At 42.1% G+C, this 24,086-nt stretch carries 22 protein-coding genes and 5 tRNA genes; 23 read left to right on the top strand and 4 right to left on the bottom strand.

Annotation, left to right across the window (positions count from 1 at the left end; genetic code table 11):
- Nucleotides 1–169 precede the first annotated feature (169 nt).
- The gene (locus LDM98_RS10885; RefSeq protein WP_223899435.1) at nt 170–832 is read right to left on the bottom strand and encodes an MqnA/MqnD/SBP family protein; all 663 of its coding nucleotides are present in this window, start codon (nt 830–832) and stop codon (nt 170–172) included.
- 108 nt (nt 833–940) lie between these two features.
- Between LDM98_RS10885 and LDM98_RS10880 the strand changes: the two genes are divergently transcribed.
- From LDM98_RS10880 to LDM98_RS10865, 4 genes are all read left to right on the top strand, one after another.
- Nucleotides 941–1,162, top strand: a complete 222-nt coding sequence (locus LDM98_RS10880; RefSeq protein WP_223899434.1) for a MoaD/ThiS family protein — start codon at nt 941–943, stop codon at nt 1,160–1,162.
- Nucleotides 1,163–1,164: 2 nt separating this feature from the next.
- Nucleotides 1,165–1,599 carry a molybdenum cofactor biosynthesis protein MoaE gene (locus LDM98_RS10875; protein WP_223899433.1) on the top strand — a complete coding sequence of 145 codons (435 nt, stop codon included), beginning with the start codon at nt 1,165–1,167 and terminating at the stop codon, nt 1,597–1,599.
- A gap of 84 nt (nt 1,600–1,683) precedes the next feature.
- On the top strand, nt 1,684–2,886 hold the full coding sequence (locus tag LDM98_RS10870) for a molybdopterin molybdotransferase MoeA (protein ID WP_223899432.1): 1,203 nt from the start codon (nt 1,684–1,686) through the stop codon (nt 2,884–2,886).
- 268 nt (nt 2,887–3,154) lie between these two features.
- The gene (locus LDM98_RS10865; RefSeq protein ID WP_223899431.1) at nt 3,155–3,808 is read left to right on the top strand and encodes a LexA family transcriptional regulator; all 654 of its coding nucleotides are present in this window, start codon (nt 3,155–3,157) and stop codon (nt 3,806–3,808) included.
- 166 nt (nt 3,809–3,974) lie between these two features.
- Here the strand turns inward: LDM98_RS10865 and LDM98_RS10860 are convergent, their stop codons facing one another.
- Nucleotides 3,975–4,196, bottom strand: coding sequence for a TraR/DksA C4-type zinc finger protein (locus LDM98_RS10860; RefSeq protein WP_223899430.1), 222 nt, complete (start codon nt 4,194–4,196; stop codon nt 3,975–3,977).
- 159 nt (nt 4,197–4,355) lie between these two features.
- Between LDM98_RS10860 and LDM98_RS10855 the strand changes: the two genes are divergently transcribed.
- Genes LDM98_RS10855 through LDM98_RS10845 form a run of 3 tightly spaced genes read left to right on the top strand, consistent with a single transcriptional unit; the run spans nt 4,356 to nt 7,974 of the window.
- On the top strand, nt 4,356–6,350 hold the full coding sequence (locus tag LDM98_RS10855) for a thioredoxin domain-containing protein (protein WP_223899429.1): 1,995 nt from the start codon (nt 4,356–4,358) through the stop codon (nt 6,348–6,350).
- A gap of 3 nt (nt 6,351–6,353) precedes the next feature.
- A complete protein-coding gene (locus LDM98_RS10850; RefSeq protein ID WP_223899428.1) occupies nt 6,354–6,716 on the top strand; it encodes a DUF309 domain-containing protein in 363 nt (120 codons plus the stop codon).
- Nucleotides 6,700–7,974, top strand: coding sequence for a SagB family peptide dehydrogenase (locus LDM98_RS10845; protein ID WP_223899427.1), 1,275 nt, complete (start codon nt 6,700–6,702; stop codon nt 7,972–7,974). Before LDM98_RS10850 ends, LDM98_RS10845 begins: the two co-directional genes overlap by 17 nt.
- 14 nt (nt 7,975–7,988) lie before the next feature.
- Here the strand turns inward: LDM98_RS10845 and LDM98_RS10840 are convergent, their stop codons facing one another.
- Both LDM98_RS10840 and LDM98_RS10835 read right to left on the bottom strand, forming a co-directional pair.
- On the bottom strand, nt 7,989–8,321 hold the full coding sequence (locus LDM98_RS10840; protein ID WP_223899426.1) for a translation initiation factor: 333 nt from the start codon (nt 8,319–8,321) through the stop codon (nt 7,989–7,991).
- A gap of 115 nt (nt 8,322–8,436) precedes the next feature.
- A complete protein-coding gene (locus LDM98_RS10835; RefSeq protein WP_223899425.1) occupies nt 8,437–9,171 on the bottom strand; it encodes a YaaA family protein in 735 nt (244 codons plus the stop codon).
- 157 nt (nt 9,172–9,328) lie between these two features.
- On the opposite strand from LDM98_RS10835, the gene LDM98_RS10830 reads away from it, so the two are divergent.
- From LDM98_RS10830 to rpsL, 16 genes are all read left to right on the top strand, one after another.
- Nucleotides 9,329–9,405, top strand: a tRNA-Thr gene (locus LDM98_RS10830).
- 50 nt (nt 9,406–9,455) lie between these two features.
- Nucleotides 9,456–9,540: transfer RNA gene (locus tag LDM98_RS10825), tRNA-Tyr, on the top strand.
- A gap of 22 nt (nt 9,541–9,562) precedes the next feature.
- Nucleotides 9,563–9,638, top strand: a tRNA-Gly gene (locus tag LDM98_RS10820).
- Between the two features lie 118 nt (nt 9,639–9,756).
- Nucleotides 9,757–9,831, top strand: a tRNA-Thr gene (locus LDM98_RS10815).
- Nucleotides 9,832–9,954: 123 nt separating this feature from the next.
- Nucleotides 9,955–11,163 carry an elongation factor Tu gene (gene tuf / locus LDM98_RS10810; protein ID WP_223899424.1) on the top strand — a complete coding sequence of 403 codons (1,209 nt, stop codon included), beginning with the start codon at nt 9,955–9,957 and terminating at the stop codon, nt 11,161–11,163.
- A 51-nt stretch (nt 11,164–11,214) separates the two neighbouring features.
- Nucleotides 11,215–11,367 carry a 50S ribosomal protein L33 gene (gene rpmG / locus LDM98_RS10805; protein ID WP_008245833.1) on the top strand — a complete coding sequence of 51 codons (153 nt, stop codon included), beginning with the start codon at nt 11,215–11,217 and terminating at the stop codon, nt 11,365–11,367.
- A gap of 51 nt (nt 11,368–11,418) precedes the next feature.
- Nucleotides 11,419–11,494 (top strand) — tRNA-Trp (locus LDM98_RS10800).
- 18 nt (nt 11,495–11,512) lie between these two features.
- Nucleotides 11,513–11,692: a preprotein translocase subunit SecE gene (secE, locus tag LDM98_RS10795; protein ID WP_223899423.1), complete on the top strand. Its 180-nt coding sequence runs from the start codon at nt 11,513–11,515 to the stop codon at nt 11,690–11,692.
- A gap of 8 nt (nt 11,693–11,700) precedes the next feature.
- Nucleotides 11,701–12,231, top strand: a complete 531-nt coding sequence (gene nusG, locus LDM98_RS10790) for a transcription termination/antitermination protein NusG (protein ID WP_223899422.1) — start codon at nt 11,701–11,703, stop codon at nt 12,229–12,231.
- Between the two features lie 34 nt (nt 12,232–12,265).
- Nucleotides 12,266–12,691 carry a 50S ribosomal protein L11 gene (gene rplK, locus LDM98_RS10785; protein ID WP_223899421.1) on the top strand — a complete coding sequence of 142 codons (426 nt, stop codon included), beginning with the start codon at nt 12,266–12,268 and terminating at the stop codon, nt 12,689–12,691.
- A gap of 65 nt (nt 12,692–12,756) precedes the next feature.
- The gene (gene rplA / locus LDM98_RS10780) at nt 12,757–13,461 is read left to right on the top strand and encodes a 50S ribosomal protein L1 (protein ID WP_223899420.1); all 705 of its coding nucleotides are present in this window, start codon (nt 12,757–12,759) and stop codon (nt 13,459–13,461) included.
- Nucleotides 13,462–13,654: 193 nt separating this feature from the next.
- On the top strand, nt 13,655–14,140 hold the full coding sequence (gene rplJ / locus LDM98_RS10775) for a 50S ribosomal protein L10 (RefSeq protein WP_223899419.1): 486 nt from the start codon (nt 13,655–13,657) through the stop codon (nt 14,138–14,140).
- Between the two features lie 81 nt (nt 14,141–14,221).
- Nucleotides 14,222–14,593 (top strand): 50S ribosomal protein L7/L12, encoded by a 372-nt coding sequence (gene rplL, locus LDM98_RS10770; RefSeq protein ID WP_223899418.1) that lies wholly within the window; start codon nt 14,222–14,224, stop codon nt 14,591–14,593.
- Between the two features lie 181 nt (nt 14,594–14,774).
- Nucleotides 14,775–18,932, top strand: coding sequence for a DNA-directed RNA polymerase subunit beta (gene rpoB, locus LDM98_RS10765; protein ID WP_223899417.1), 4,158 nt, complete (start codon nt 14,775–14,777; stop codon nt 18,930–18,932).
- Complete coding sequence (gene rpoC, locus LDM98_RS10760) at nt 18,925–23,454, top strand: DNA-directed RNA polymerase subunit beta' (protein ID WP_223899416.1); 4,530 nt, start codon at nt 18,925–18,927, stop codon at nt 23,452–23,454. Before rpoB ends, rpoC begins: the two co-directional genes overlap by 8 nt.
- A gap of 222 nt (nt 23,455–23,676) precedes the next feature.
- Complete coding sequence (gene rpsL / locus LDM98_RS10755; protein WP_008245813.1) at nt 23,677–24,048, top strand: 30S ribosomal protein S12; 372 nt, start codon at nt 23,677–23,679, stop codon at nt 24,046–24,048.
- Nucleotides 24,049–24,086 lie beyond the last annotated feature (38 nt).

Below are 24,086 nucleotides of genomic sequence, written 5' to 3'. Positions count from 1 at the left end.
CAGAAAAGTGAATCGATTGTCCTGGTTCCTGCGGGATTACATCGAGAGCCATGACGCTTTTTGCACCCCAAGGGCACTTCTTTCAGGGCGCCTATTTTTATAAAAAAGTAGATCACGAATCGTATAAAATGTATATGTTGCATTTAGATAGAGTTTGTAGATTCCCGGGTCAAGCCCGAGAAGGACGAATTTTTCTGCTTTTTTTCAAAAACAGTTTCAAAGATTTCTTTGCTTTGTCATCCATGGTGTAGTGGATATGAGCCAAATACCAGGTGAGCTGCTTGGGCGTGATACCTCTTTTTTTTGCTTCTTTTTTGAGGATGTACTGGGGGATCTTGACTTTGCTTTGTGCAAATCTGCGAGCCAGTTTTTGTATCGCTTCTTCATGTTTGTTATAGCAGAGTCTGGCGAAGACAAAAGGAAGACCGGTCTCTTTGTACCAGGCTTCAGCCAGGTCAATACCTTCCCCTGTCTGTAGATAATGTTTGAGTGCAGCATCTCCTATCAGTACTTTCCCTTGAAGATCCAACACACGTGCCAGTTGATTGGATGTGGCTGATGCCGGGTCGGTTTCATTTTCTCCTGCTAAAAGCAACACACTATAGACTTTTTGATCTGCGATGATACCAAGGTCGGTACATTTACAGTTGACTGAAGCGACTGAAGAGATAAATGCTGCATTGACCTCTCTTCTTTTGAGTGCTTTGTTGATCTGTGAAGGGACTGCACGCTTATAACCAAAGGTCATCTTGGAAGCATTGTGAGAGATAGAACGTTTTAAGAAGACTTGGAAAGGGAGAAGATTAAGATAGCTGATAGACCCAAATAGCACAGTACGAAGCTCCTCTCAAAATCCTCTTTAAGCGTAATTATAGCAAACAACTTTTATAATCGCGTCATTATTGGGGATGAAATACTCCTTATTTTGAAAGAGTTATTTATGATAAAAGTAGAATTTTTAGGTCCCATCGGTAAAGAATCCATGGAGATGGAAGCCTCGACATTGGCAGAGGTTTCCGCGCAACTCAAAGAAGACACCAGTTTGACACAATGGCTGGATAAATGTGCCGTAGCACTGAATGATACGATGGTGAACGATCTGTCAACTGAACTTAAAGATGGCGATAGGATCTCTATCTTGCCTCCTGTGTGCGGTGGATAAGCGTGGAGCTTTATCATGGTCCCTTAGATGTCAAAGAGATATTTGGCCGCTGGCTCGATGAAGAGGCGGAGTCAAACTATGGCGCCTATATCCCTTTTGTGGGCACGATACGTGCAGAAGATGATATAGAAGCACTCAGCTTCGATATCTATGAACCTGTGCTTAAGGGTTGGTTTGAAGCATGGCAAGAGAAAGCAGCCAGACGCGGTGCCGTAGTCAAGATGGCACACTCCATTGGGGATGTGCCTGTGCATACCTCTTCTTATGTGAGTGCGGTATTTTCTCCTAAACGCAGAGTCGCACTGGAGCTCATAGATGAGTTTGTGGAAGACTTTAAAGCCAATGCGCCTATCTGGAAGTATGACGTAAAAAACGGTGAACGTATCTACGCTGCTGACAGAAGCACCCCTATGGATGGTGCTGGATTGTTAAGTTAATAAAATATATACTGAGGCGACGACGAAGCTTCGGTGAGATGAATGTGGATTGAACTTTGTTCAATGTAAAGAAGAAGGACAATAATGTTTATGCACTTTGATGAATCGATGCAGATGATAGACGATCTTGCTATCGAAAATTATAAAACAAAACAACTCCCTTTAATGGATGCACAGGGGTATATACTCGCAGAGGATATTGTAGCAGACCATAACTCTCCTGAATTTCTCACTTCTGCGATGGACGGGTATGCGGTACTCCATAAAGATCTAGGTCTTGGCAGACTGAAGATCGGGAGTATCAACCCTGCAGGATCTGACCTGAAGGAAGAAGTGGTAAGCGGTATGTGCATCAAAACCTTTACAGGTTCACTGATGCCGCATGGTGCGGATACGCTCATTCCGATAGAAAATGTGGAAGTGGACGGTGATGAGATCATCATCAAGACAGAAGTGCCGCAAGGGTTCTCTGTCCGTGAACCGGGTGAGAACTATGCGAAAGGGCAGATGCTTATTCCCAAAGGAACGAAAATAGATTTCCCACAGATCGGGGTGATGGCAAGCCTGAATATCCCAACCGTCACAGTGTATGAGAAGCCAACAGTGGCTATCATCTCTACAGGATCAGAGTTACTAGAGCTGGGTGAAGAACAGACAAGTGATGCGCAGATCCGTTCATCCAATAACTATATCCTGGAAGCGATTGTCAAGAAGTATGATGGTGTGCCTCTGCAGCTAGGGTGTATCAAGGATGATAAAGAGACCATCACAAAAAACATTTCTGCTGCATTGGATAAAGCGGATATTGTGGTAACCACCGGTGGCGTGAGTGTGGGTGACTTTGACTTTGTGAAAGATGTCATCTATGAGCTTGGGTGCGATGTCGTGTTTAAAGGCGTACGTGTGAAGCCCGGACAGCACATTATGGTCGCACGCAAGGATGATAAATTTATCATCGGACTTCCGGGATTTGCCTATTCTTCGACAGTGACCGCACTGCTTTACCTTGTGCCGATCATCGAGAAGTTGCAGCAAGGCAGATGTGCGATGCACAGAGTCAAAGCAACACTCAAAGAGCCGTTTGTCAAACGTGCAAAAAAAGCAGAATTTACTGCATGCAATGTCTCTTTGGAAGAAGAAAGATACTATGTTGACTTTGAGGGTAAAAAAGTAGGCTCCTCCGCTATCCTCACAAATATGCTTGGCGATGCAGCACTGCTTGTGACCTCTGAGGATGACACTTCTAAGGAAGCAGGTGATGAGGTGAGCGTTCTGCTTTTTGGGTAAGGACTCTACGCTTCCCTACTATTATAGAGAGAGGATAGACTCTCTTGCTTTCAAAAACATGGCAAACTCTGCCGCTGTTTTACATCCCATTTTGATCGCATAGCTTAACAATTCTTTATTTTTTGAGTAGATCATGGTCAATCCTTTGCATTTAAATATGTCAAATTGTATAAATAAATAGTAAAATATTTTAAAAATATGTCAAATTGTCATACTTTTAAGAAAAATATCTTATAATTTGTCATATATAATAAAAAAAGGAGTTAAAATGTTAGTATTGAGCGAAATTATCGAAAAGTTAAAAGATGTGCTCTCTGAGAGTACTATAGGTAAAAAAGTGTTTGACAAAGATGTGGCTAATGCGCTGCATATCCCTCAGGCAACGTTTGCGACCATGAAAAAACGAAACTCCATTCCTTATGAAGAGATACTGGAGTTCTGTGCGCTTAAGAAGATCTCTGTGAACTGGCTCTTTTTTGACCAGGCTGTGGATATGCTTAAAGAGGAGACTGAGAAATTTTTCCAGGTGCACTACTTTTCAGATATCCGTGCGAGCGCGGGAGGGGGTGCAGAGGTCTTTGATGAGAACTATGAAGTGATCAATATCGATGAGAAGATCATGCACAATATGGTAGGACTGGGGAATACTGACCTTGAAGCGATCCATGTGGATGGCGAATCGATGGAGCCGACTTTGCAGGATGGAAGCATCGTTTTCATCGATAGAACACAAACCAACATCAACAAAAACGGCATCTTCATCGCATCCACTACGGGAGGGCTGTTCATCAAACGTATCCAGCAGCGCGCCGATGGGATGATAGCGCTTATCTCCGATAACAGTATGTATCCGCCCCAGGCGATCTCTCCTGATGAAGTGACGATCGTAGGCAAAGTGGTAGGAAATATAGAAAGTTTATAGTTTCCGATATTACAAAGCAATAAAGAGCAACAAGTTGCGAGAGCCTACTGCTGACAAGCAAATAAATTGCAGTGCAAGTGAGGCACTAAATGTCGAAGCGCAAGTAGTCTCAGCGACAAGCGCAGCTTTTAGGACTTTGTTCAAAAAGTGTCCTTTATGATGAAGTCTATAGGTTATTCGCACACTCCACACACCGTACACTCTCCGGACGTATACGCATACGTTCTATATCTATGGATCCCTCACACTCGATACAGATACCAAACATAGGCTTGTCTAGACGTAAAAGGGCATTGGCAAGCTTTGTAAGACGCAGTTTTGATTCATCCAGTATTTTGTGATTGACATGTTGTTCTCCCATGGCTTCCAGACGTGTGAGTCTACCCAATGAACAGTCTGGAGCAATAGGTTTTACTTTCTCTTCAAGTGTAGCGATCTGCTCTTTGAGTGTACGGATGTTCGTTTCTATGATCTTTTTGAGTGTATTTTTCTCGTTTCTATCCCACTTTATGGTATATTGGAATAATTATACACGAAATGGGACACAATGCGAAAGGTACTCTTTCTCATCATCACTTTTGGTTTTTTATGGGCAGAAGATACTTATATCAATGCACTTATAGGAGAAGACTCTCCTTATCTCCAGCAGCATGCACATAACCCTGTTAACTGGTACCCTTGGGGAGAAGAGGCTTTTAATAAAGCAAAAAAAGAGAACAAACTTATTTTTCTCTCTATAGGGTACAGTACCTGCCACTGGTGCCACGTGATGGAGGAAGAGAGTTTTACCTCTGAGGCAGTGGCTGCATTGCTTAATGAGGGGTTTGTATCGATCAAGGTGGATAGGGAGGAGTTCCCTCAACTAGATAAAAAGTATCAAAAAATGTATATGGCTGTGCATGGCAAGAGAGGGGGATGGCCTTTGAGTGTTTTTATGTCCCCAAAAGCAGAGGTTTTTCATTTGGCTACCTATATTCCTAGAGACGGGTACGGTGCTATGGGGATGATGAACCTACTGCCATCTTTTACAAGATTGCAACAAGAGAACGTCGGACAATTGCAGGTATTGGTCGAAGAGCACAAACAAGCGGCATTAAGAGTAAATGCCAAAGGGAATTTAAATGAGCAGCTGAATGTAGGGGTGATGGACCAAGCTGTCCATGACATTTCTGCAGAGTTCGATCCGGAGAACGGAGGGTTCGCTTCAAGACCGAAATTCCCGGAGGCATCTAAATTGGCTCTTTTGATTGATATCTATAAGTTAAGCGGGAACAAAAAAGCACTGCATATGGTAGAGCTTACACTGAAGAAGATGGCTCGGGGAGGTATTTATGATCAGATAGACGGGGGTTTTTTCCGTTATACCACGGACAGGCAGTGGCAGATCCCCCATTTTGAGAAGATGCTTTACACCAATGCGGAACTACTCCCTGTCTATGTGCACATGTATGCATTGACGACTGATCCCCTGTATAAAAAAGTGGTTGATGAAACCATTGCCCAAATGGAAAAATCTTTTATGAAAGAGGGTGTCTATCTCTCTGCCAGTGATGCAGACAGTGACGGAGAAGAGGGAGGGTATTTTATCTATGAATATGCGGAAGTAAAAAATCATTTAGAGAGACAGGGGTGGAAACCTGATGAGATAGAAGAGGTATTGGCATACCTGGGGATAGAAGAAGATGGAAATATCGACGGGGATTTTTCCCATACGCATATCACAGGGGATCATGTTCCTTTGAAGATAGAAGAGGCCAAAGCATATTTAAGAGAAGTCCGCGTTAAAAGAACGTTCCCTTTTATAGACAGCAAGATCATCACCGCATGGAATGCAATGATGATCAAAGCACTTTTTGCCGCTTCCAGGCTTGAGAGCCATTATCTTACTTTGGCCGAGCATCGGGTGGAAGCACTTCTGAAACGTATGCGAATCAAAGAGGGACTCTACCATCAAATGCTTTTGGGAAAAGAGCCAAAACAAGAAGGACTGCTTGAAGATTATGCTTTTTTGATGGATGCCTTGATAGAGGGCTATGCGAGAACATACAATAAAGCGTATCTCAGTCTACTCCGCAATTTGGCTAAAGAAGCCATAGAGAAGTTCTACAAGCAGAAACAATGGTACCTGAGCGATGACGGTATAGGAGCAGTGGCCGATTTTGACGACAGGTATTATACGTCTGCCTTAAGTGTTATGTTGGAGAACCTGGTCAGACTCTCCAGTCTCACTGAAGACCTCTCGTATAATGAGATCGTCAAAGAGACCATTGAAAATAGTGGAGCGGTTCTGAAAAAATCACCCGCCAAAGCACCCAAACTGCTTCATGTCTTTCTGCGTCTTAAGATGGGGGATATAATACTAAAGTCCAACATGAAAAATTTACGAAAAAGCAGCAAAGAGATAGAAGCGATGATCTATCCTTTTGTTTTAAGCAAGGTCGAAGAGAGTGACAAGTATCTTGCATGCAGAGTCAACAGCTGTTTTGCCTACGATACGAACATCACAGCTTTGATCAACCATATAGAGAAGGAGCAACAGTAAATTATGTTAACAATGAATGATGATCTAGAAGGTGCACTCAAAGCATACCTTACGTTACTGGATGAAGAAGAGTATTTTGAAGCACATGAAGTCCTGGAAGAAGCGTGGCACCCCTTAAGATTAAGCAAGCATCCATTGGCCAACCTGGTAAAAGGGTTGATCAACGGAGCAGTGACGTTCGAACATATTAAACGCAACCGTAAAAACGTTGGAGACAAAGCCCGGAAGGTCATAGCTTCCTATGAAAGATATAAACATTTGTGTACAGAGCATATCGAACATGCAGAGCTCTTTCAGAAAGCCTGTGAAAAGATAGAAGCTTTGAAACGAAAACACGCCGAGATATTTGATGTTCTGGTACCATAGTACGACCAAACACTCCTATAACTCTGTACGCACCAACCCTAACAGGCTTTCCTGGGAGGATCAGCCCAGTACCTATAAGAACTACCCTGCAAGTTATGAAAAACGAAAACTGGATCTGGAAAAAGAAGAGGATCATTTCCTATACCATATCGCAGGATTGACGGCAAAGAAAAGTTATCCCAGCGGAGAGTATTACTTGCGTATCAACCCTTCTGCAGGGGCACTCTACCCTAACGAGCTCTATTTTCAGGCACGGGATGTAGAGGGTGTAGAAGATGGTGTCTACCATTATGAGGTGAGTTCTTCCTCTTTGACACTGCTTCAGCGCATTGCGGATAATGAAGGGCTGGAGGCCTATTTTGGGTATCAAACAGCGATGAAAGGGTACCTGTTCCTGGTCTCGGCAGTCTATTTTCGTTCTTCGTGGAAATATAAGAACCGTGCATTCAGGTATTGTCTTTTAGATGCGGGTCATCTTTTGGGGAGTATAGAAGCCTCTGCACTGCTCAAGTCCCAAACTGTAGAGATGGTCTACACGATAGACAGAGAGAAGCTCAACCGGATGTTCGGATTTGAGGAGAGAGAGTGGTTCTTGTCGGGATGTGCTATGGCGGTACCGATAGAAAACCAGGAAGTCTCACCCATAGAGTTTGCACTTCCTTATGTGGACGGGAGCGGAACATTTGAGCCCAACCCGCTGATCGAACAGGCGTACCATGAAACGATGCAGTTGGAATCCTGCAGACGGGAAGTGAAGAGCCCGATGTTTACCTATAATACGACAAAACTCCGAGAAACGATCTTTACACGCAGATCCCAAAGAGGTTTCCAGGAAGGTGCGATCACCAAGGGGCAGTTCAATTATATTATGGAAGCGATACACCAGCCTGTGCTTAGTGACTGTGACGAAGAGGTCTCAGTGTATGTGGTCCTCAACCGGGTGCTTGACATGCCGTTGGGGCTCTATAAAGAAGGCCAATATCTAAAGTACGGAGACTTTGCCAGAAAAGCAGGGTATCTGAGTTTGGAACAGTATAGTCTCTCCATGCAGGGAGCGGTGGCCTTTTTTCTTACTTCCAAAGCAAAGAACTATCAGGCGCTCTACCAGAAGGCCGGTATCATAGGGCATAGACTTTATACGGCTTCGCTCTATATGGGCATAGGGTGTTCGGGTATCGGTGCCTATTATGATGATGAGGTCAATGCATTTGTGGAGAATGATGAAATGGTACTGTACGCTTTGGCGATAGGTAAATAGCTCCTAGGGGTATACTAGTTTTTAAACCGATACCCCAATGCTTCCAGATGGGTACGTAACAATTCGGAGATATCCCCTTGGAACTCTAAACTCTCCTCTTTGAGCGTACCGCCGGTTCCAAGCTTTTTTTTGAGCGTTTTAAGCAGTGCCTGAAGAGATGTTTTTTCTAAGTAGAAAGGTTTGACGATGGTGACCACTTTACCACGTCGTTTCTCTTTTGCACAATGCAATTGATGTTTTTCTGGTAATTTGATCTCTGTAGAGGTCTTTGCAGAGGGTTTCTCTTTATTGTCCGATGACCACCCCTCTTTAAAATTTGCACCCATCTCAAATAGATTTTCTTTCATCACTTTTCTCCTTATCAATTATAATCTGTATCAAAAAGTATGCCAAGCACTACCATGAGAACAAGCAAGAAGATAAATACTTTGTAAAGTGTTGCATCACTGGGAAGTTTCATATTCATCCTATCTCATAGATAATTTCAGTTTTATTTTTTTTCGTTTGTATCTCTTTGATGCTGAGCCCGTCTATAGGCAGTTTCATAAACGCGTCGAGGGTTTCTACCCCCGCATTGGCTATCTCACGCAGAACGATACCCCTGTAAGCCTTTGCCCAATGACTGACCACTTTCCCCTCTTTGATGAACTTGAGCGTGGTGTAGGGGTTGGCGGGTTTGTAGAATTTGTCATAGAAACCTGCACGAAGATCCAGTATCTCATCCTCAGCCAGGTATGCTTCCATCAGTGCGGCGGAGTGTTCGTGGTAAAACTTCTCTGTTTTGATGTCACCGACAGGCTCTCCCTGCTTGAGTTTATACTCAGGGATGAGGTCAGAAGCACGGATGGGACCAAAGAGATTTGAAAAGAGAATGACATGGCTGTCGATATACGCTTGTGCCTCTCTATCCAGCTTTTCATAGCCCAGGTAATCAAAAGCGACACCCGTATACCTTTCTATCGCTTTCATCGTGAGTTCATGTATGATATCTTTTTTGTGGGTAAGGATATCTGCTTCTTTCTTGAGTCCGAACATTTTTGATAGTGTAGGTATGTCACCTTTTTGCAACACATTGGTATAGGTATGCAAGAGTTTGGTTCTGTAAGGTAAAAGCTCTTTAAAGAGTAGAGTGCCAGGATCGAAAGAGCGTTCTCCACCCGATTTTTTGGTTTCACTTGGTGCCAGTAGTATTTTCATTATATGTCGCCTATGATCTTCATTATATATGGGTGTATTCTATAGAAATTACCTAAAAAAGAGAAATTTTTATAAATTTACCTAAAATCCTTGACATTAAAAACTTTTTTGTCTATAATTCCCGTCCATTTTAAGTGTAATAACTTTTAATGATGGTGCTGGTGTAGCTCAGTTGGCTAGAGCAGCTGATTTGTAATCAGCAGGTCGGGGGTTCGAGTCCCTTCACCAGCTCCATGAAACAAATATAATTATCAGTGTTTGACCAGTAAAGATTTAAACATTAAGGTGAGTTACTCAAGTGGCCAACGAGGGCAGACTGTAAATCTGCTGACTATGTCTTCGAAGGTTCGAATCCTTCACTCACCACCATATGTTAAATCGCATAAAAGATGCGGGCGTAGCTCAGTGGCTAGAGTTCCTGCCTTCCAAGCAGGCTGTCGAGGGTTCGAATCCCTTCGCCCGCTCCATAAACTGGGAGCTGTGTGAATTATGTATTTAACAGACTCATACCTTCACATATAAAAGCTTTCCTTTTTTATTCATTTATGACTTTAACGCACGCATGATATTATATACAATTGAGTTGCCCATATGGCTCAGGGGTAGAGCACTTCCTTGGTAAGGAAGAGGTCGTGAGTTCAAGTCTCACTATGGGCTCCACTCTCCATGATGGTATGGACAAAAGTATTACAGCTTTGTAATAGTTCTGTCCATATGGGTATGGGGTCTAAGAAAATTTAGGTATAATACTGCCTTTAAATCATTTTACGCTAGGAGAATAGCATGGCTAAAGAAAAATTCGAACGAACAAAACCGCATGTTAACATCGGTACTATCGGTCACGTTGACCACGGTAAAACTACATTGACTGCTGCAATCACAATGTGTTTAGGACTTAAAAATGGTCAAGCAACAATGGATTATGACCAAATTGATAATGCTCCAGAAGAGAGAGAAAGAGGAATTACAATTGCTACTTCTCACGTTGAGTATGAAACAGAGAGTAGACACTACGCTCACGTAGACTGTCCAGGTCACGCGGACTACGTTAAAAACATGATTACTGGTGCTGCTCAAATGGACGGTGCTATTCTAGTTATCGCTGCGACTGATGGTCCTATGGCACAAACTAGAGAGCACATCCTTCTTTCTAAGCAAGTAGGTGTACCTTACATCGTTGTATTCTTGAATAAAGAAGACCAACTTGATGAAGAAGATAAAGAAGAGATGTTAGAGCTTGTAGAGATGGAAGTACGTGAACTTCTTTCTGAGTATGACTTCCCAGGTGATGATACTCCGATCGTATCTGGTTCTGCATTTAAAGCACTTGAAGAAGCTAAAGCTGGTACAGCAGGTGAATGGTCTGAAAAGATCTATAAATTAATGGACGAAGTAGATGCATACATCCCGGAGCCAGTAAGAGAAACTGATAAAGATTTCCTAATGGCGATCGAAGATATCTTTACAATCCAAGGACGTGGTACAGTTGTAACTGGTAAAGTTGACAGAGGTACGGTATGTGTTGGTAACACTGTTGAGATCGTTGGTATTAAAGATACACAAACAACAACTGTAACTGGTGTTGAAATGTTCCGTAAAGAGATGGAGTGTGGTGAAGCTGGTGACAACTGTGGTGTTCTTATCCGTGGTATCGATAAAGATGCTGTACAAAGAGGTATGGTTCTTTGTAAGCCAGGATCAATCACTCCACATACTTCATTCGAAGCTGAGATCTATGTTCTTACTAAAGAAGAGGGTGGTAGACACACTCCATTCTTTAACAACTATAGACCACAGTTCTACGTTCGTACAACAGACGTAACAGGTTCAGTTCAACTTCAAGAAGGTACTGAAATGGTTATGCCAGGAGACAACGTTAAAATCAATGTTGAGCTTATCGCTCCTGTTGCACTTGATGAAGGTACTAAATTCGCTATCCGTGAAGGTGGTAGAACAGTTGGTGCCGGTGTTGTTTCTAAGATTATTGCTTAATAACACGCTGCGAGAGGCTTGCCTCTTGCGCACTTATCATAGGAGATAACAATGAGAGAAACAGTTCACTTAGGTTGTGAGAAATGTACTAGACGTAACTATCACACCAATAAAAACAAGAAAACGACAACAGAAAAACTTGCTCTTAAAAAGTATTGTAAATGGTGTAAATGCCATACAGTACACAAAGAGATGAAGCTGTAATCGGAGACTTTTGTTAAATACTATCGGGCTTTGTCCCATAGTATGATTTTTAGGCCAATAGCTCAGTTGGTAGAGCACTGGTCTCCAAAACCAGGTGCCGGGGGTTCGAGTCCCTCTTGGCCTGCCATAAGTAAAGGTAACATATATGGGAAAAATTTCAACATTTATAGCACACGCGAAAGCGGAGATTCATAAAGTTATATTTCCAACAAAAGTACAAGTAAGACAAGCATTTTTAGCAGTTGTTCTCGTAGTAACTGTAATATCAATATTTTTAGCGTTGGTCGACTTTCTCATGTCATCAATCGTATCATCAGTTTTATAGGATAGACAATGGCTTATCAATGGTATGCAATTCAAACATATTCAGGTTCTGAGCAAGCTGTAAAAAGAGCGATAGAACAACTTGTAAAAGATCATGGAATTGAAGAGAAGCTTGAACGTGTAGTCGTTCCTACCGAAGAAGTGATCGAAGTTAAAAACGGCGTGAAAAAGATTACTGAGAGAACATTGTATTCTGGGTATGCTTTCGCACATATAGACCTGGATACTGACCTCTGGCATAAGATACAGTCATTGCCAAGAGTATCTAGATTTATCGGTGAACAAAAGACACCTACTGCACTTTCAGAGGCAGATATCAAAGTGATTTTAGACAAAATGGAGCAAAAAGCTGCACCGAGACCTAAAGTTGATTTTGAAACAGGCGAAATGGTACGTATCGTAGATGGTCCGTTCGCAAACTTTACAGGTATGGTGGAAGAGTATGATCTTGACCATGGCAAGTTAAAGTTGAATGTTTCAATCTTTGGTAGAAATACACCGGTTGAAATCCTCTACACACAAGTAGAAAAAATACTATAAGACCTCAGGGTCAAATCAAACAAAGGAAGAACAGATGGCAAAAAAGATAACTGAAAAGTTCAAAATGATGATCCCGGCCGGATCAGCAAATCCATCACCGCCGGTAGGTCCTGCACTTGGACAACGTGGTGTAAACATTATGGAGTTTTGTAAAGCTTTTAATGAAAAAACAAAAGATAAAATGGGATTCAAGATCCCTGTGATCGTTACAGTATATGCAGACAGAAGTTTTACATTTGAAACAAAACAACCACCTGCAAGTGACCTTATCAAAAAAGCAGCAAACATTAAAAAAGGTACAGATAATCCACTTCTTAACAAAGTCGGAACTATCACTAAAGCAAAACTTGACGAAATTATCGATCAGAAAATTGCTGACCTTAACACGAACGACAGAGAAATGGCAGCGAACATTATCACTGGTTCTTGTAGAAGTATGGGTGTTGATATCGTAGACTAGTCTTTTTGAAGACAATCATAACCACATGATTTTTAAATGTGGGAGCATATAAAGCGGAGAATAAAATGGCAAAAAAACCAAGCAAAAGAAGAGAAGCACTACTTAAAGTAGTAGATGTGACTAAAACATATAGTGTTGATGAAGCAATGGCTACACTTAAAAACCTTAAATCGGCTAAATTTGACGAGACAGTTGAAGTTGCATTGAACTTGAACGTTGACCCAAGACATGCAGATCAAATGGTAAGAGGATCAGTTGTTCTTCCTAACGGAACTGGTAAAACAGTAAGAGTAGCAGTGTTTGCAAAAGATGCTAAAGCAGATGAAGCGAAAGCAGCAGGTGCGGATTTGGTAGGTTCTACAGATCTTATCGAATCAATTCAGGCAGGTAACATTGATTTTGATATCGTGATCTCAACACCAGACATGATGGGTGTTCTTGGTAAAGTAGCAAGAATCCTTGGGCCAAAAGGTCTTATGCCTAACCCTAAAACAGGTACAGTAACGATGGATGTGGCTAAAGCAGTCGAAAATGCCAAAGGTGGACAGGTAAACTTCAGAGTAGACAAAAAAGGAAACATCCATGCTGGTATCGGTAAAGTTTCTTTTTCAGAAGAGCAAATCAAAGAGAACTTTGTGACACTTGTTGAAACGATCAATAAAGCAAAACCTGCATCGGCAAAAGGTAAATATATCACAAATGGTGCAATATCACTTACAATGAGCCCGTCTATTACTTTAGACACAGCAGAATTAATGGAGATAAAATAATCCATTCATAAAGAGGGCAGAAGCCTTCTTTATATTATGTTCAAACAAAAATTATATTTAGTTTTTGTTTGAGGGTAATGTTTACTACTCACTAATCTTAGGTCAAAGATAAGAGGGGCGAAAGCTTAATTAATATATTTGAAAGAATATATGGTCCTTAGGGAACCCTTTTAGAGATCGGAAGGAGAATTATATGACTAGAACTAGAAAAGAAGAACTAGTTGCAGAGATGACAGCAGAGTTTAAAGACGCTGGTGCCATTATCGTTTGTGATTACAAAGGTATGACTGTTGAGAATCTTGAAGTAGTAAGAAATCTTGCTAAAGATGAAGACATCAAAGTCCAAGTTGTTAAAAACAAACTTGCTGCGATCGCATTGCAGAATGCAGGTTGTGAAGCAATTGATTTTAAAGATACAAACCTTGTAATCTGGGGTGATGCACAAGTTACACCTTGTAAGATCGCTGATAAAGCCGCAACTGATTTTAAAAATAGTTTTGCAATCAAGACTGGTTTGATCCAGGGTGAAGTTGCTAGTTTGGAAACCATTAATGCAATGGCTAAACTTCCTACTAGAGACGAGCTTATCGGTATGCTCCTTAATGTTTGGAATGCACCGGTACAAAACTTCACAATTGGTTTGAATGCATTAGCAGCAAAAAAAGAAGAAGAGGCGTAGAGTGGTGAGAGCCACGAGGCTCTTTTAATTTGAAACTGTAAAATGTTTCATCTCATATAATGATAATTGAAGGAATTAATTATGGCAACAACTAAAGAAGATGTTCTTGAGTTTATCTCAAACATGTCAGTACTTGAGCTTTCTGAGCTTGTAAAAGAATTTGAAGAGAAATTTGGTGTATCTGCACAAGCTACAGTAGTAGCCGGTGGTGGTGCAGTAGCTGCTGAAGCTGCTGAAGAGCAAACTGAGTTTGACGTAGTACTTACTGATGCGGGTGATAAAAAAATCAACGCTATTAAAGCAGTAAGAGCGATCACTGGTCTTGGTCTTAAAGAAGCGAAAGCTGCTGTTGAAGAGACTCCATCTGTACTTAAAGAAGGTGTTTCTAAAGAAGAAGCAGAAGACTTCAAGAAACAACTTGAAGAAGCTGGCGCTAAATGCGAGCTTAAATAATTACTATTATTTAAGAGAGCTTAGGCAGTTTGCCTAAGCTCATGTTACTAACCTCATTGGATATAGCGATAAACTATTCGGAGACATTTTCATACCCTCATGGCAATAGTTTTTTTGTATACCCAATATACACATTAAACACACTACATAAACCAAACTAAAACCGAAATAAGGATAACCCATGTTAAATTCTTTACATTCTGGTAACAGACTTCGTGTTGACTTTTCCAAAACACCAAGAGAAATTGAAATCCCAAATCTACTCCAGCTTCAACAAAAAAGTTATGAAAACTTTTTGATGTTAGGTGAAAAAGACAGAAAAAACTCTACATTAGAGAAAGTTTTCAGATCTTCTTTCCCTATCCATGACCAACAAAACAGGCTTACCCTTACCTATAAGAATTCTGAGATCGTTAAACCGAAATATACCGTTAGAGAGTGCATGGAGAGAGGTTTGACCTACTCTGTATCTCTTAAGATGAACATTGCATTGACGATCTGGAACAGAGATGAAAAAACAGGTGAAAAACTTGATCCAAAAGAGATCAAAGAGCAGGCGGTGTTCGTACGTGATATTCCATTGATGACAGATAGAACTTCATTTGTCGTCAACGGTGTTGAAAGGGTTATCGTCAATCAGCTTCACAGATCTCCGGGTGTTATCTTTAAAGAAGAAGAAGGGACGACTGCGGGTAGCGGTATGCTCTATTCTGCACAGATCATCCCGGACCGCGGTTCATGGTTGTATTTTGAGTATGACTCTAAAGATATCCTCTATGCACGTATCAACAAAAGAAGAAAGATCCCTGTAACGATCCTTTTCAGAGCATTGGATTACTCTAAAGATGATATTGTAAAACTATTCTATGCAACAAAAGAGATCCATATCAAAGACAACAGATTCCTTGTAAAATTTGATGCGAATGATTTTGGCGGTAGAGCAGAGTATGATGTCAAGGACATCGATGGTAATACCGTTGTCAATGCAGGGAAAAGACTGACGAAGAAAAAAGCAGAAAAACTGATCGAAGATGGTTTAGAATGGATAGAATACCCACTTGAGATATTGATGGAAAGACACCTTGCTAAGCCTATCATTGACCAGGAGAGCGGTGAAGTACTCTATGATGTAGTGACACCCCTAGATGAGAACAAACTTAAAAAGATGATCGAAGAGGGTATTGATACGATCGAGATCATCAATGACCTTGCTGAGGGTGCTGATATGTCTATCATTAATGCATTTATCGCAGATAATGAAAGTTTAAGACTCTTAAAGCAAACAGAACAGATCGATGATGAAAATGTGCTTTCAGCGATCCGTATCTATAAAGTCATGAGACCTGGTGAACCCGTTACGCCTGATGCAGCAAAAGCATTCTTGCAGCAACTCTTCTTTGATCCGGAAAGATATGATCTGACTAAAGTCGGTCGTATGAAGATGAACCACAAGTTAGGTCTGGATATCCCTGAGTATGCTACGGTACTGACTGCAGAAGATCTTATTAATACCGTGAAATACCTTATTAAAGTAAAGAACGGGCAAGGTCACATAGATGACAGAGACCACTTGGGTAACAGAAGAATCAGAGCGATCGGTGAGCTTCTTGGGAATGAACTTCACAGTGGTCTTGTGAAGATGCAAAAAGCGATCAAAGATAAGATGACAACGGTATCTGGAACATTGGATGAGTTGATGCCGCATGATCTGGTAAACTCTAAAATGATCACCAATACGATCTTGGAATTCTTCTCATCCGGACAGCTTTCACAGTTCATGGATCAGACGAACCCACTTTCAGAAGTGACACACAAAAGAAGACTTTCAGCCCTGGGTGAGGGTGGACTTGTCAAAGAGAGAGCCGGATTTGAAGTAAGGGATGTACACCCTACGCATTATGGCCGTATCTGTCCAATTGAGACTCCGGAAGGTCAGAACATTGGTCTGATCAATACATTGGCTACCTACTCGAAAGTAAATGAGCACGGATTCATTGAAGCACCGTATAAAGTGGTAAAAGATTGCCAGGTAACAGACGAGATCGTCTACATTACTGCGACGCAGGAAGAAGATAAATGTATTGCACCTGCATCCACTGTGGTTGATGAGAATGGACGTATCGTTGAAGATCTTATCGAGACAAGATTGAACGGGAACATCGAGCTTAATGAAGCAAAAAGGGTTGACCTTATTGATATCTCTCCATTGATGATCTCAGGTTCTGCTGCGGCATTGATCCCATTCTTGGAACACGATGATGCGAACCGTGCCCTGATGGGATCGAACATGCAACGTCAGGCGGTACCACTTCTTAAAACTGAAGCACCGGTAGTCGGTACAGGTATGGAAGCGATCGTGAGCCGTGATGCATGGGAATGTGTGAAGGCAGAGAGAGCCGGTACCGTTGAAAAGATCGATGCGAAGAACATCTATATCATGGGTGAAGACGAGAGCGGTGTATTCATAGACCATTATCCGCTTGAAAAGAACATGAGAACCAACCAGAATACAACGTTCACGCAAACACCTATCGTAAAATTAGGTGACAAGATCGAAGCCAAACAGGTGATCGCCGATGGTGCGAATATGGATCAGGGAGAACTTGCGATCGGTAAAAATATCCGTGTTGCATTTATGCCTTGGTATGGGTACAACTATGAAGATGCGATCATTATTTCTGAAAAACTGATCCGTGAAGATACCTTTACTTCTGTGCATACCTATGAAAAAGAGGTAGAAGCTAGAGAACTCAAACACGGTACGGAAGAGATCACGCGTGATATCCCGAACATCCGTGAAGATGAGTTGCTGCACCTGGATGAAAGCGGTATTGTTCAGATCGGTACCTATGTAAAACCTGGTATGATCCTTGTAGGTAAAGTAAGTCCTAAGGGTGAGATCAAACCAACACCGGAAGAGAGACTCCTAAGAGCGATCTTCGGTGAAAAAGCAGGACATGTGGTCAATAAATCGCTCTACTGCCCGGCATCCATGGAAGGTGTGGTCGTTGATATCAAGGTCTTTACGAAAAAAGGGTATGAAAAAGACGCACGTGCGATCCAAGCCTATGAAGAAGAGAAAGCGATCCTGGACAGTGACCACCATGACCAGCTTCTGATGATAGACAGGGAAGAGATATTGCGTATCGCACACTATCTTTCAAAACAAGAGTTGATGAAAGCTGTAACGATCGGTGAAACTGAGTATGCAGCAGGATCCAAGATTGATGAAGAGACGATCAAAGGTGTGAACAGATTTGCACTCAGAGGTGTGGTACAGTCTTTCACAGATGAAGTACAAAATGAGTATGAGTCACTGAAAAACTACTTCTTGAAACAGAAGAAGAGACTGAAGACAGAACATGAAGAGAAATTGAGCGTACTTGAAAAAGATGACATTCTTCCTTCAGGTGTTACGAAGCTCGTAAAAATCTACATCGCTACAAAGAGAAAACTCAAAGTAGGTGATAAAATGGCAGGGCGTCACGGAAACAAAGGTATCGTTTCCAATATCGTACCAGAGATCGACATGCCATACCAGGAAGATGGAAGACCGGTAGATCTTATCTTGAACCCGCTAGGGGTACCGTCTCGTATGAACATCGGACAGATCCTTGAAGTACACTTGGGACTGGTCGGTAAGAACCTTGGTGAGCAGATCGAAGCAATGTTCGAAAACCAACAAGAAAGTTTCATCAAAGACCTCAGAGAGAAAATGATCGCGATCGCAGATGTAGCAAAACTGATGAATGCAAGAGCGCTACTAGAGAGTATGAGCGATGAAGAGTTGATCAAATATGGTAGAGACTGGTCAACAGGTGTGAAATTTGCTGCACCGGTATTTGAAGGAGCGAACCAGGCTGAATTCGACAAACTGTTTGAAATGGCGAAGATGGACTCTGACGGGAAAATGAAACTCTATGATGGTCGAACAGGTGAAGAGATGATCGAAAGAGTCAATGTAGGATATATGTATATGCTTAAACTTCACCACTTGGTTGATGAGAAAGTGCATGCACGTTCCACTGGACCTTACTCACTTGTCACACAGCAGCCGGTAGGTGGTAAAGCACTCTTCGGTGGGCAGAGATTCGGAGAGATGGAAGTATGGGCACTTGAAGCCTATGGTGCGGCACATACGCTCAAAGAGATGTTGACGATCAAATCAGATGATGTTGAAGGTAGAGCAAGAGCATACAGAGCGATCACAAAAGGTGAACCTGTACCGGAGTCAGGTGTACCTGAAACCATGTTCGTATTGACGAAAGAGCTTCAAGCATTGGGTCTTGATACAGAATTATATGAGAACACAAAAGAAGTGGAGGGTGAAAATGAGTAAGTTTTTAGAGAATTTAACACCAATAGATCTTAACAGTGAAGAGAGACCAAATGATATCGCAGCCCTACAGCTTAGAGTTGCAAGTCCTGAAAAGGTACTCTCATGGAGTTACGGTGAAGTAAAAAAACCGGAAACAATCAACTATAGAACCCTAAAACCGGAAAGAGACGGACTTTTCTGTGCGAAGATCTTTGGACCAATCAGAGACTATGAGTGTCTGTGCGGTAAATACAAAAAGATGCGATACAAAGGCGTGGTATGTGAAAAATGTGGGGTTGAAGTCACGACTTCTAAAGTAAGAAGAAACCGTATGGGGCACATCGATCTTATCGCTCCTGTTGCACATATCTGGTATGTCTCTTCGCTTCCATCACGTATCGGTACACTTTTGGGTGTCAAGATGAAAGACCTTGAGAGAGTACTTTACTATGAAGCCTATATCGTTAAAACCCCTGGTGAAGCATCTTATGACAGTGAAGGTCTAACACCGCTGGCAAAATATGATGTACTGAACGAAGAGCAGTATCAACAGATCATGCAACGTTTCGGTGGTACAGACCTTGATGCAAGAATGGGCGGAGAGGTCATTCAGGAACTGCTTGCAGACCTTGACCTTGTGGATATGTTCAACCAGCTTAAACTTGATATCGAAGCGACAAAATCTGAAGCCAAAAGAAAGACGATCGTTAAACGTCTTAAAGTGATCGAATCATTCCTTCATTCAGGAAACAGACCAGAGTGGATGATGTTGACACAACTTCCGGTACTTCCACCGGATCTAAGACCTCTTGTAAGTCTTGATGGCGGTAAGTTCGCAGTTTCTGATGTGAATGACCTCTATAGAAGGGTGATCAACAGAAACCAGAGACTTAAAAGACTGGTAGAACTGGATGCACCTGAAATCATCGTTAGAAATGAAAAGCGTATGCTTCAAGAAGCGGTAGATGCACTTTTTGATAACGGTAGAAGAGGGAATGCGGTTAAGGGTGCGAACAAAAGACCATTGAAGTCGCTCTCTGAAGTGATCAAAGGGAAACAGGGACGTTTCAGACAGAACCTTCTTGGTAAAAGGGTTGACTTCTCTGGTCGTTCTGTTATCGTTGTCGGTCCGGATCTACGTATGGATCAGTGTGGATTGCCTAAGAAAATGGCGATCGAACTCTTTAAGCCGCACTTGATGGCAAAGCTTGAAGAAAAAGGGTATGCAACCACACTGAAACAAGCTAAAAAGATGATCGAAAAACAAGAGAATGAAGTATGGGAGTGTCTGGAAGAAGTAGTTGATAACTATCCTATCTTACTGAACCGTGCACCGACGCTTCACAAATTGTCGATCCAGGCGTTCCACCCAAGATTGATCGAGGGGAAAGCGATCCAATTGCACCCACTGGTATGTTCTGCGTTCAACGCCGACTTCGATGGGGACCAGATGGCGGTACACGTACCACTTTCTGATGAAGCGATCGCTGAAGCAAAAGTATTGATGCTTGCATCAATGAACATCTTGCTTCCGGCATCAGGTAAGGCGATCGCCGTACCTTCACAGGATATGATTTTAGGGCTATACTACCTGACACTTGAAAAAAATGATGTGAAAGGTGAACATAAACTTTTTGCCAACGTAGAAGAGGTAGAGATCGCATTTGAACAACAGTCACTGGATCTGAACGCACGTATCAGAACCGTGATCGATGGGCATATTGCTAAATCGACTGCAGGTAGACTGATCTTAAAATCGATCATTCCTGATTATGTACCGGAAAAATACTGGAACAAGATCTTGAAGAAAAAAGATATCGGTGCATTGGTTGACTATATCTATAAAATAGGCGGTGTGTCTGAAGCTGCAGGTTTCCTTGATAATCTTAAGGATATGGGTTTCAAATATGCTACCAAAGTAGGGGTATCAATCTCTATTGATGATATTAAGATACCTGAGATAAAAGCAGAAAATGTAAATGCTGCCAAAGAAGAAGTAAAAGAGATCCAGAGACAATATGGTGCGGGTCTTCTAACGGATCAGGAACGTTATAACAAAATTATCGATATCTGGACGGATGCGAACAATGGTATTGCAGAAGCGCTTATGTCTCTTATCAAAGAAGATAAAGACGGATTTAACTCGGTGCATATGATGGCAGACTCGGGAGCGAGAGGTTCGGCAGCGCAGATCAGACAGCTTTCTGGTATGAGGGGTCTTATGGCGAAATCAGACGGGTCAATTATTGAAACGCCTATTACGTCAAACTTCCGTGAAGGTCTGAACGTACTTGAGTACTTTATTTCAACGCACGGTGCAAGAAAAGGTCTTGCCGATACAGCACTTAAGACGGCGAATGCGGGTTACTTGACAAGAAAACTGATCGATGTGGCACAAAACGTGAAGATCTCTATGACAGATTGTGGTACACACGAAGGTGTAGAAGTATCTGATATCGTTGTGGGTAACGAGATGATCGAGCCATTGGCAGACCGTATCTACGGTAGAGTACTCGCTGAAGATGTGATCGATCCTATCACTTCTGAAGTATTGGTCAGCGAAGGTACGATGATAGATGAAGAGACTGCTGCAAGAGTACAAGATGCAGGAGTACGTTCAGTGGTTATGAGAGCACCTTCATCATGTAAAGCACCAAAAGGTATCTGTGCAAAATGTTATGGTCTGAACATGGCTGACAACAAAATGGTAAAACGTGGGGAAGCGGTAGGGGTTATCGCCGCACAATCGATCGGTGAACCGGGTACACAGCTGACACTACGTACATTCCACACGGGTGGTACGGCAACAGCAGGCAAAGAGGACAGACAGGTTATCGCAAGCAAAGAAGGTTTCATTCGATACTATAACCTGAATGTATACCGTAACAGAGAGGGTAACCTTATCGTTGCCAACAGAAGAAATGCCGGGGTACTTTTGGTTGAACCTAAGATCAAAGCAACCGTTGACGGTACCGTTTCTCTGGTTGTGACACATGACGAGTATGTGATCTCTGTGAATGCAGGCAGTGCGGATGAGATCAAGTACAACCTTAGAAAATCGGATGTGGCGAAGTCAAACGAACTTGCAGGTGTTGCAGGTAAAGTAGAAGGAAAACTTTTCTTACCGCTTCAGGACGGTGATAAAGTAAAAGAGGGTGACTCTATTGTTGAAGTGATCAACGAGGGGTGGTCTGTACCAAGCCGTGTGCCATTCGCTTCTGAACTTAAAGTAGAAGATGGTGCGCCGGTGACACAAAATGTGGTTTCTGAGTCAAAAGGTACGGTGAAGTTCTTCTTGCTTAAAGGGGACTATCTTGAGGCACATACAGGTATCACAGAGGGTACAAAAGTAGTAGAAAAAGGTCTCTTTGCTGTGGTTGTTGATGAAAACAACAGAGAAGCAGCAAGACACTATATCTCAAGAGGGTCTGTAGTAAAAGTGGACAATGATGCGATGGTACAAAGAGGTGATCTTCTTTCTGCACCTGAAACATCTACGCAGGTAGTGATCGCTGAATGGGACCCATACTCAGAGCCAATTATTGCTGAACAGCAAGGGAAACTGAAGTTTGAAGATATCATTCCGGGTGTGACCGTGGTTGAGCAGTTTGACGAAGTGACGGGTGATACAAGACTGGAACTCAATGAGTATATCCCTGCTGCTTATAAACCGGCTATCGTATTGGCAACTGAAAGCGGTGAGTTGATCCGTTATCAGCTTGATGCGAAAACGATCCTCTTTGTAAAAGACGGAGATGACGTTAGTATCGCGGATATCTTGGCAAAAACACCAAAAGCGGCGATCAAGTCAAAAGATATTACCGGGGGTCTTCCGAGAGTTTCTGAACTCTTTGAAGCCAGACGTCCTAAAGATATCGCATTGATCGCGCAGATCGATGGTGTGGTCAGTTTCGGTAAACCATTACGTGGTAAAGAGAGACTGATCATTACGGGTGATAACGGTCAGGTCACTGAACAGTTCGTCGACAAGAACAAAGTATCGCTGGTACACACTGGTGAGTATGTACATGCCGGTGAAAAATTGACCGACGGTACTGTCTCAAGTCATGATATCCTTGCAGCACTTGGTGAAAAAGCACTCTACGAGTATATTGTATCTGAGGTACAGATGGTCTACCGTAGACAAGGGGTTAACATCTCAGACAAACACATCGAGATCGTGACTTCTCAGATGATGAGACAAGTGAAAGTGGTTGAGAGCGGTGACTCTAAGTTTATCGCAGGAGATATCGTATCTCGTCGTAAGTTCCAAGAAGAGAACGAAAGGGTGATCGCACTTGGAGGAGAACCTTCTATCGCCGAGCCGATGCTTGTAGGTATTACCCGTTCAGCGGTTGGGGCAGACAGTATTATCTCTGCTGCATCATTCCAGGATACAACAAAGGTATTGACATCTGCATCGATCGCAGGAACAGTCGATACACTTGAAGATCTTAAAGAAAACGTTGTTATCGGACGTCTTATCCCAGTGGGTACGGGGATGATAGATAACAATGACATCAAGTTTTCTGCTGCAAAGTAATTTTCCATACTGTTTCTAGTTTAGACTAGAAGCAGTAACACTTTCTTCTTCCTCTATTTCTTTTTATATAAGAATTTCTAAAGAATATTTCAGTATAATATGCCTCCAAAAATCTGTGCGGACAGCTAGATCAAAGCATTTGCAGTGAGTGCTTTGATGTGGTGTAAGAACCCAGATTCAAGAGATATGATCTCAATTCAAACTAACCAGAAAGGAAACGATTTGCCTACAATTAATCAATTGATTCGTAAAGAACGTAAAAAGCAAGTGAAAAAATCAAAATCACCTGCACTCGTAAAATGTCCTCAGAGAAGAGGCGTATGTACTAGAGTATATACTACAACACCAAAGAAACCTAACTCAGCACTTAGAAAAGTTGCTAAAGTAAGATTGACAAGCGGTTTTGAAGTGATCTCATACATCGGTGGTGAAGGTCACAACCTTCAAGAACACTCTATCGTACTTGTAAGAGGCGGAAGAATTAAAGATTTACCTGGTGTTAAGTATCACATTGTACGTGGTGCACTAGATGCTTCAGGTGTAACTGGAAGAACAGTTGCAAGATCTAAATACGGTACTAAAAGACCTAAATAATCCTAGATTATTTAAACGTATTAAAGGTAAAGTTTAGT

It is taken from the genome of Sulfurovum sp. TSL1 (genome assembly GCF_019972135.1).
Classification (GTDB): Bacteria; Campylobacterota; Campylobacteria; order Campylobacterales; family Sulfurovaceae; genus Sulfurovum.
The sequence above is the reverse complement of the archived record's forward strand: the minus strand, read 5'-3'. Positions and strand labels throughout refer to the sequence as shown.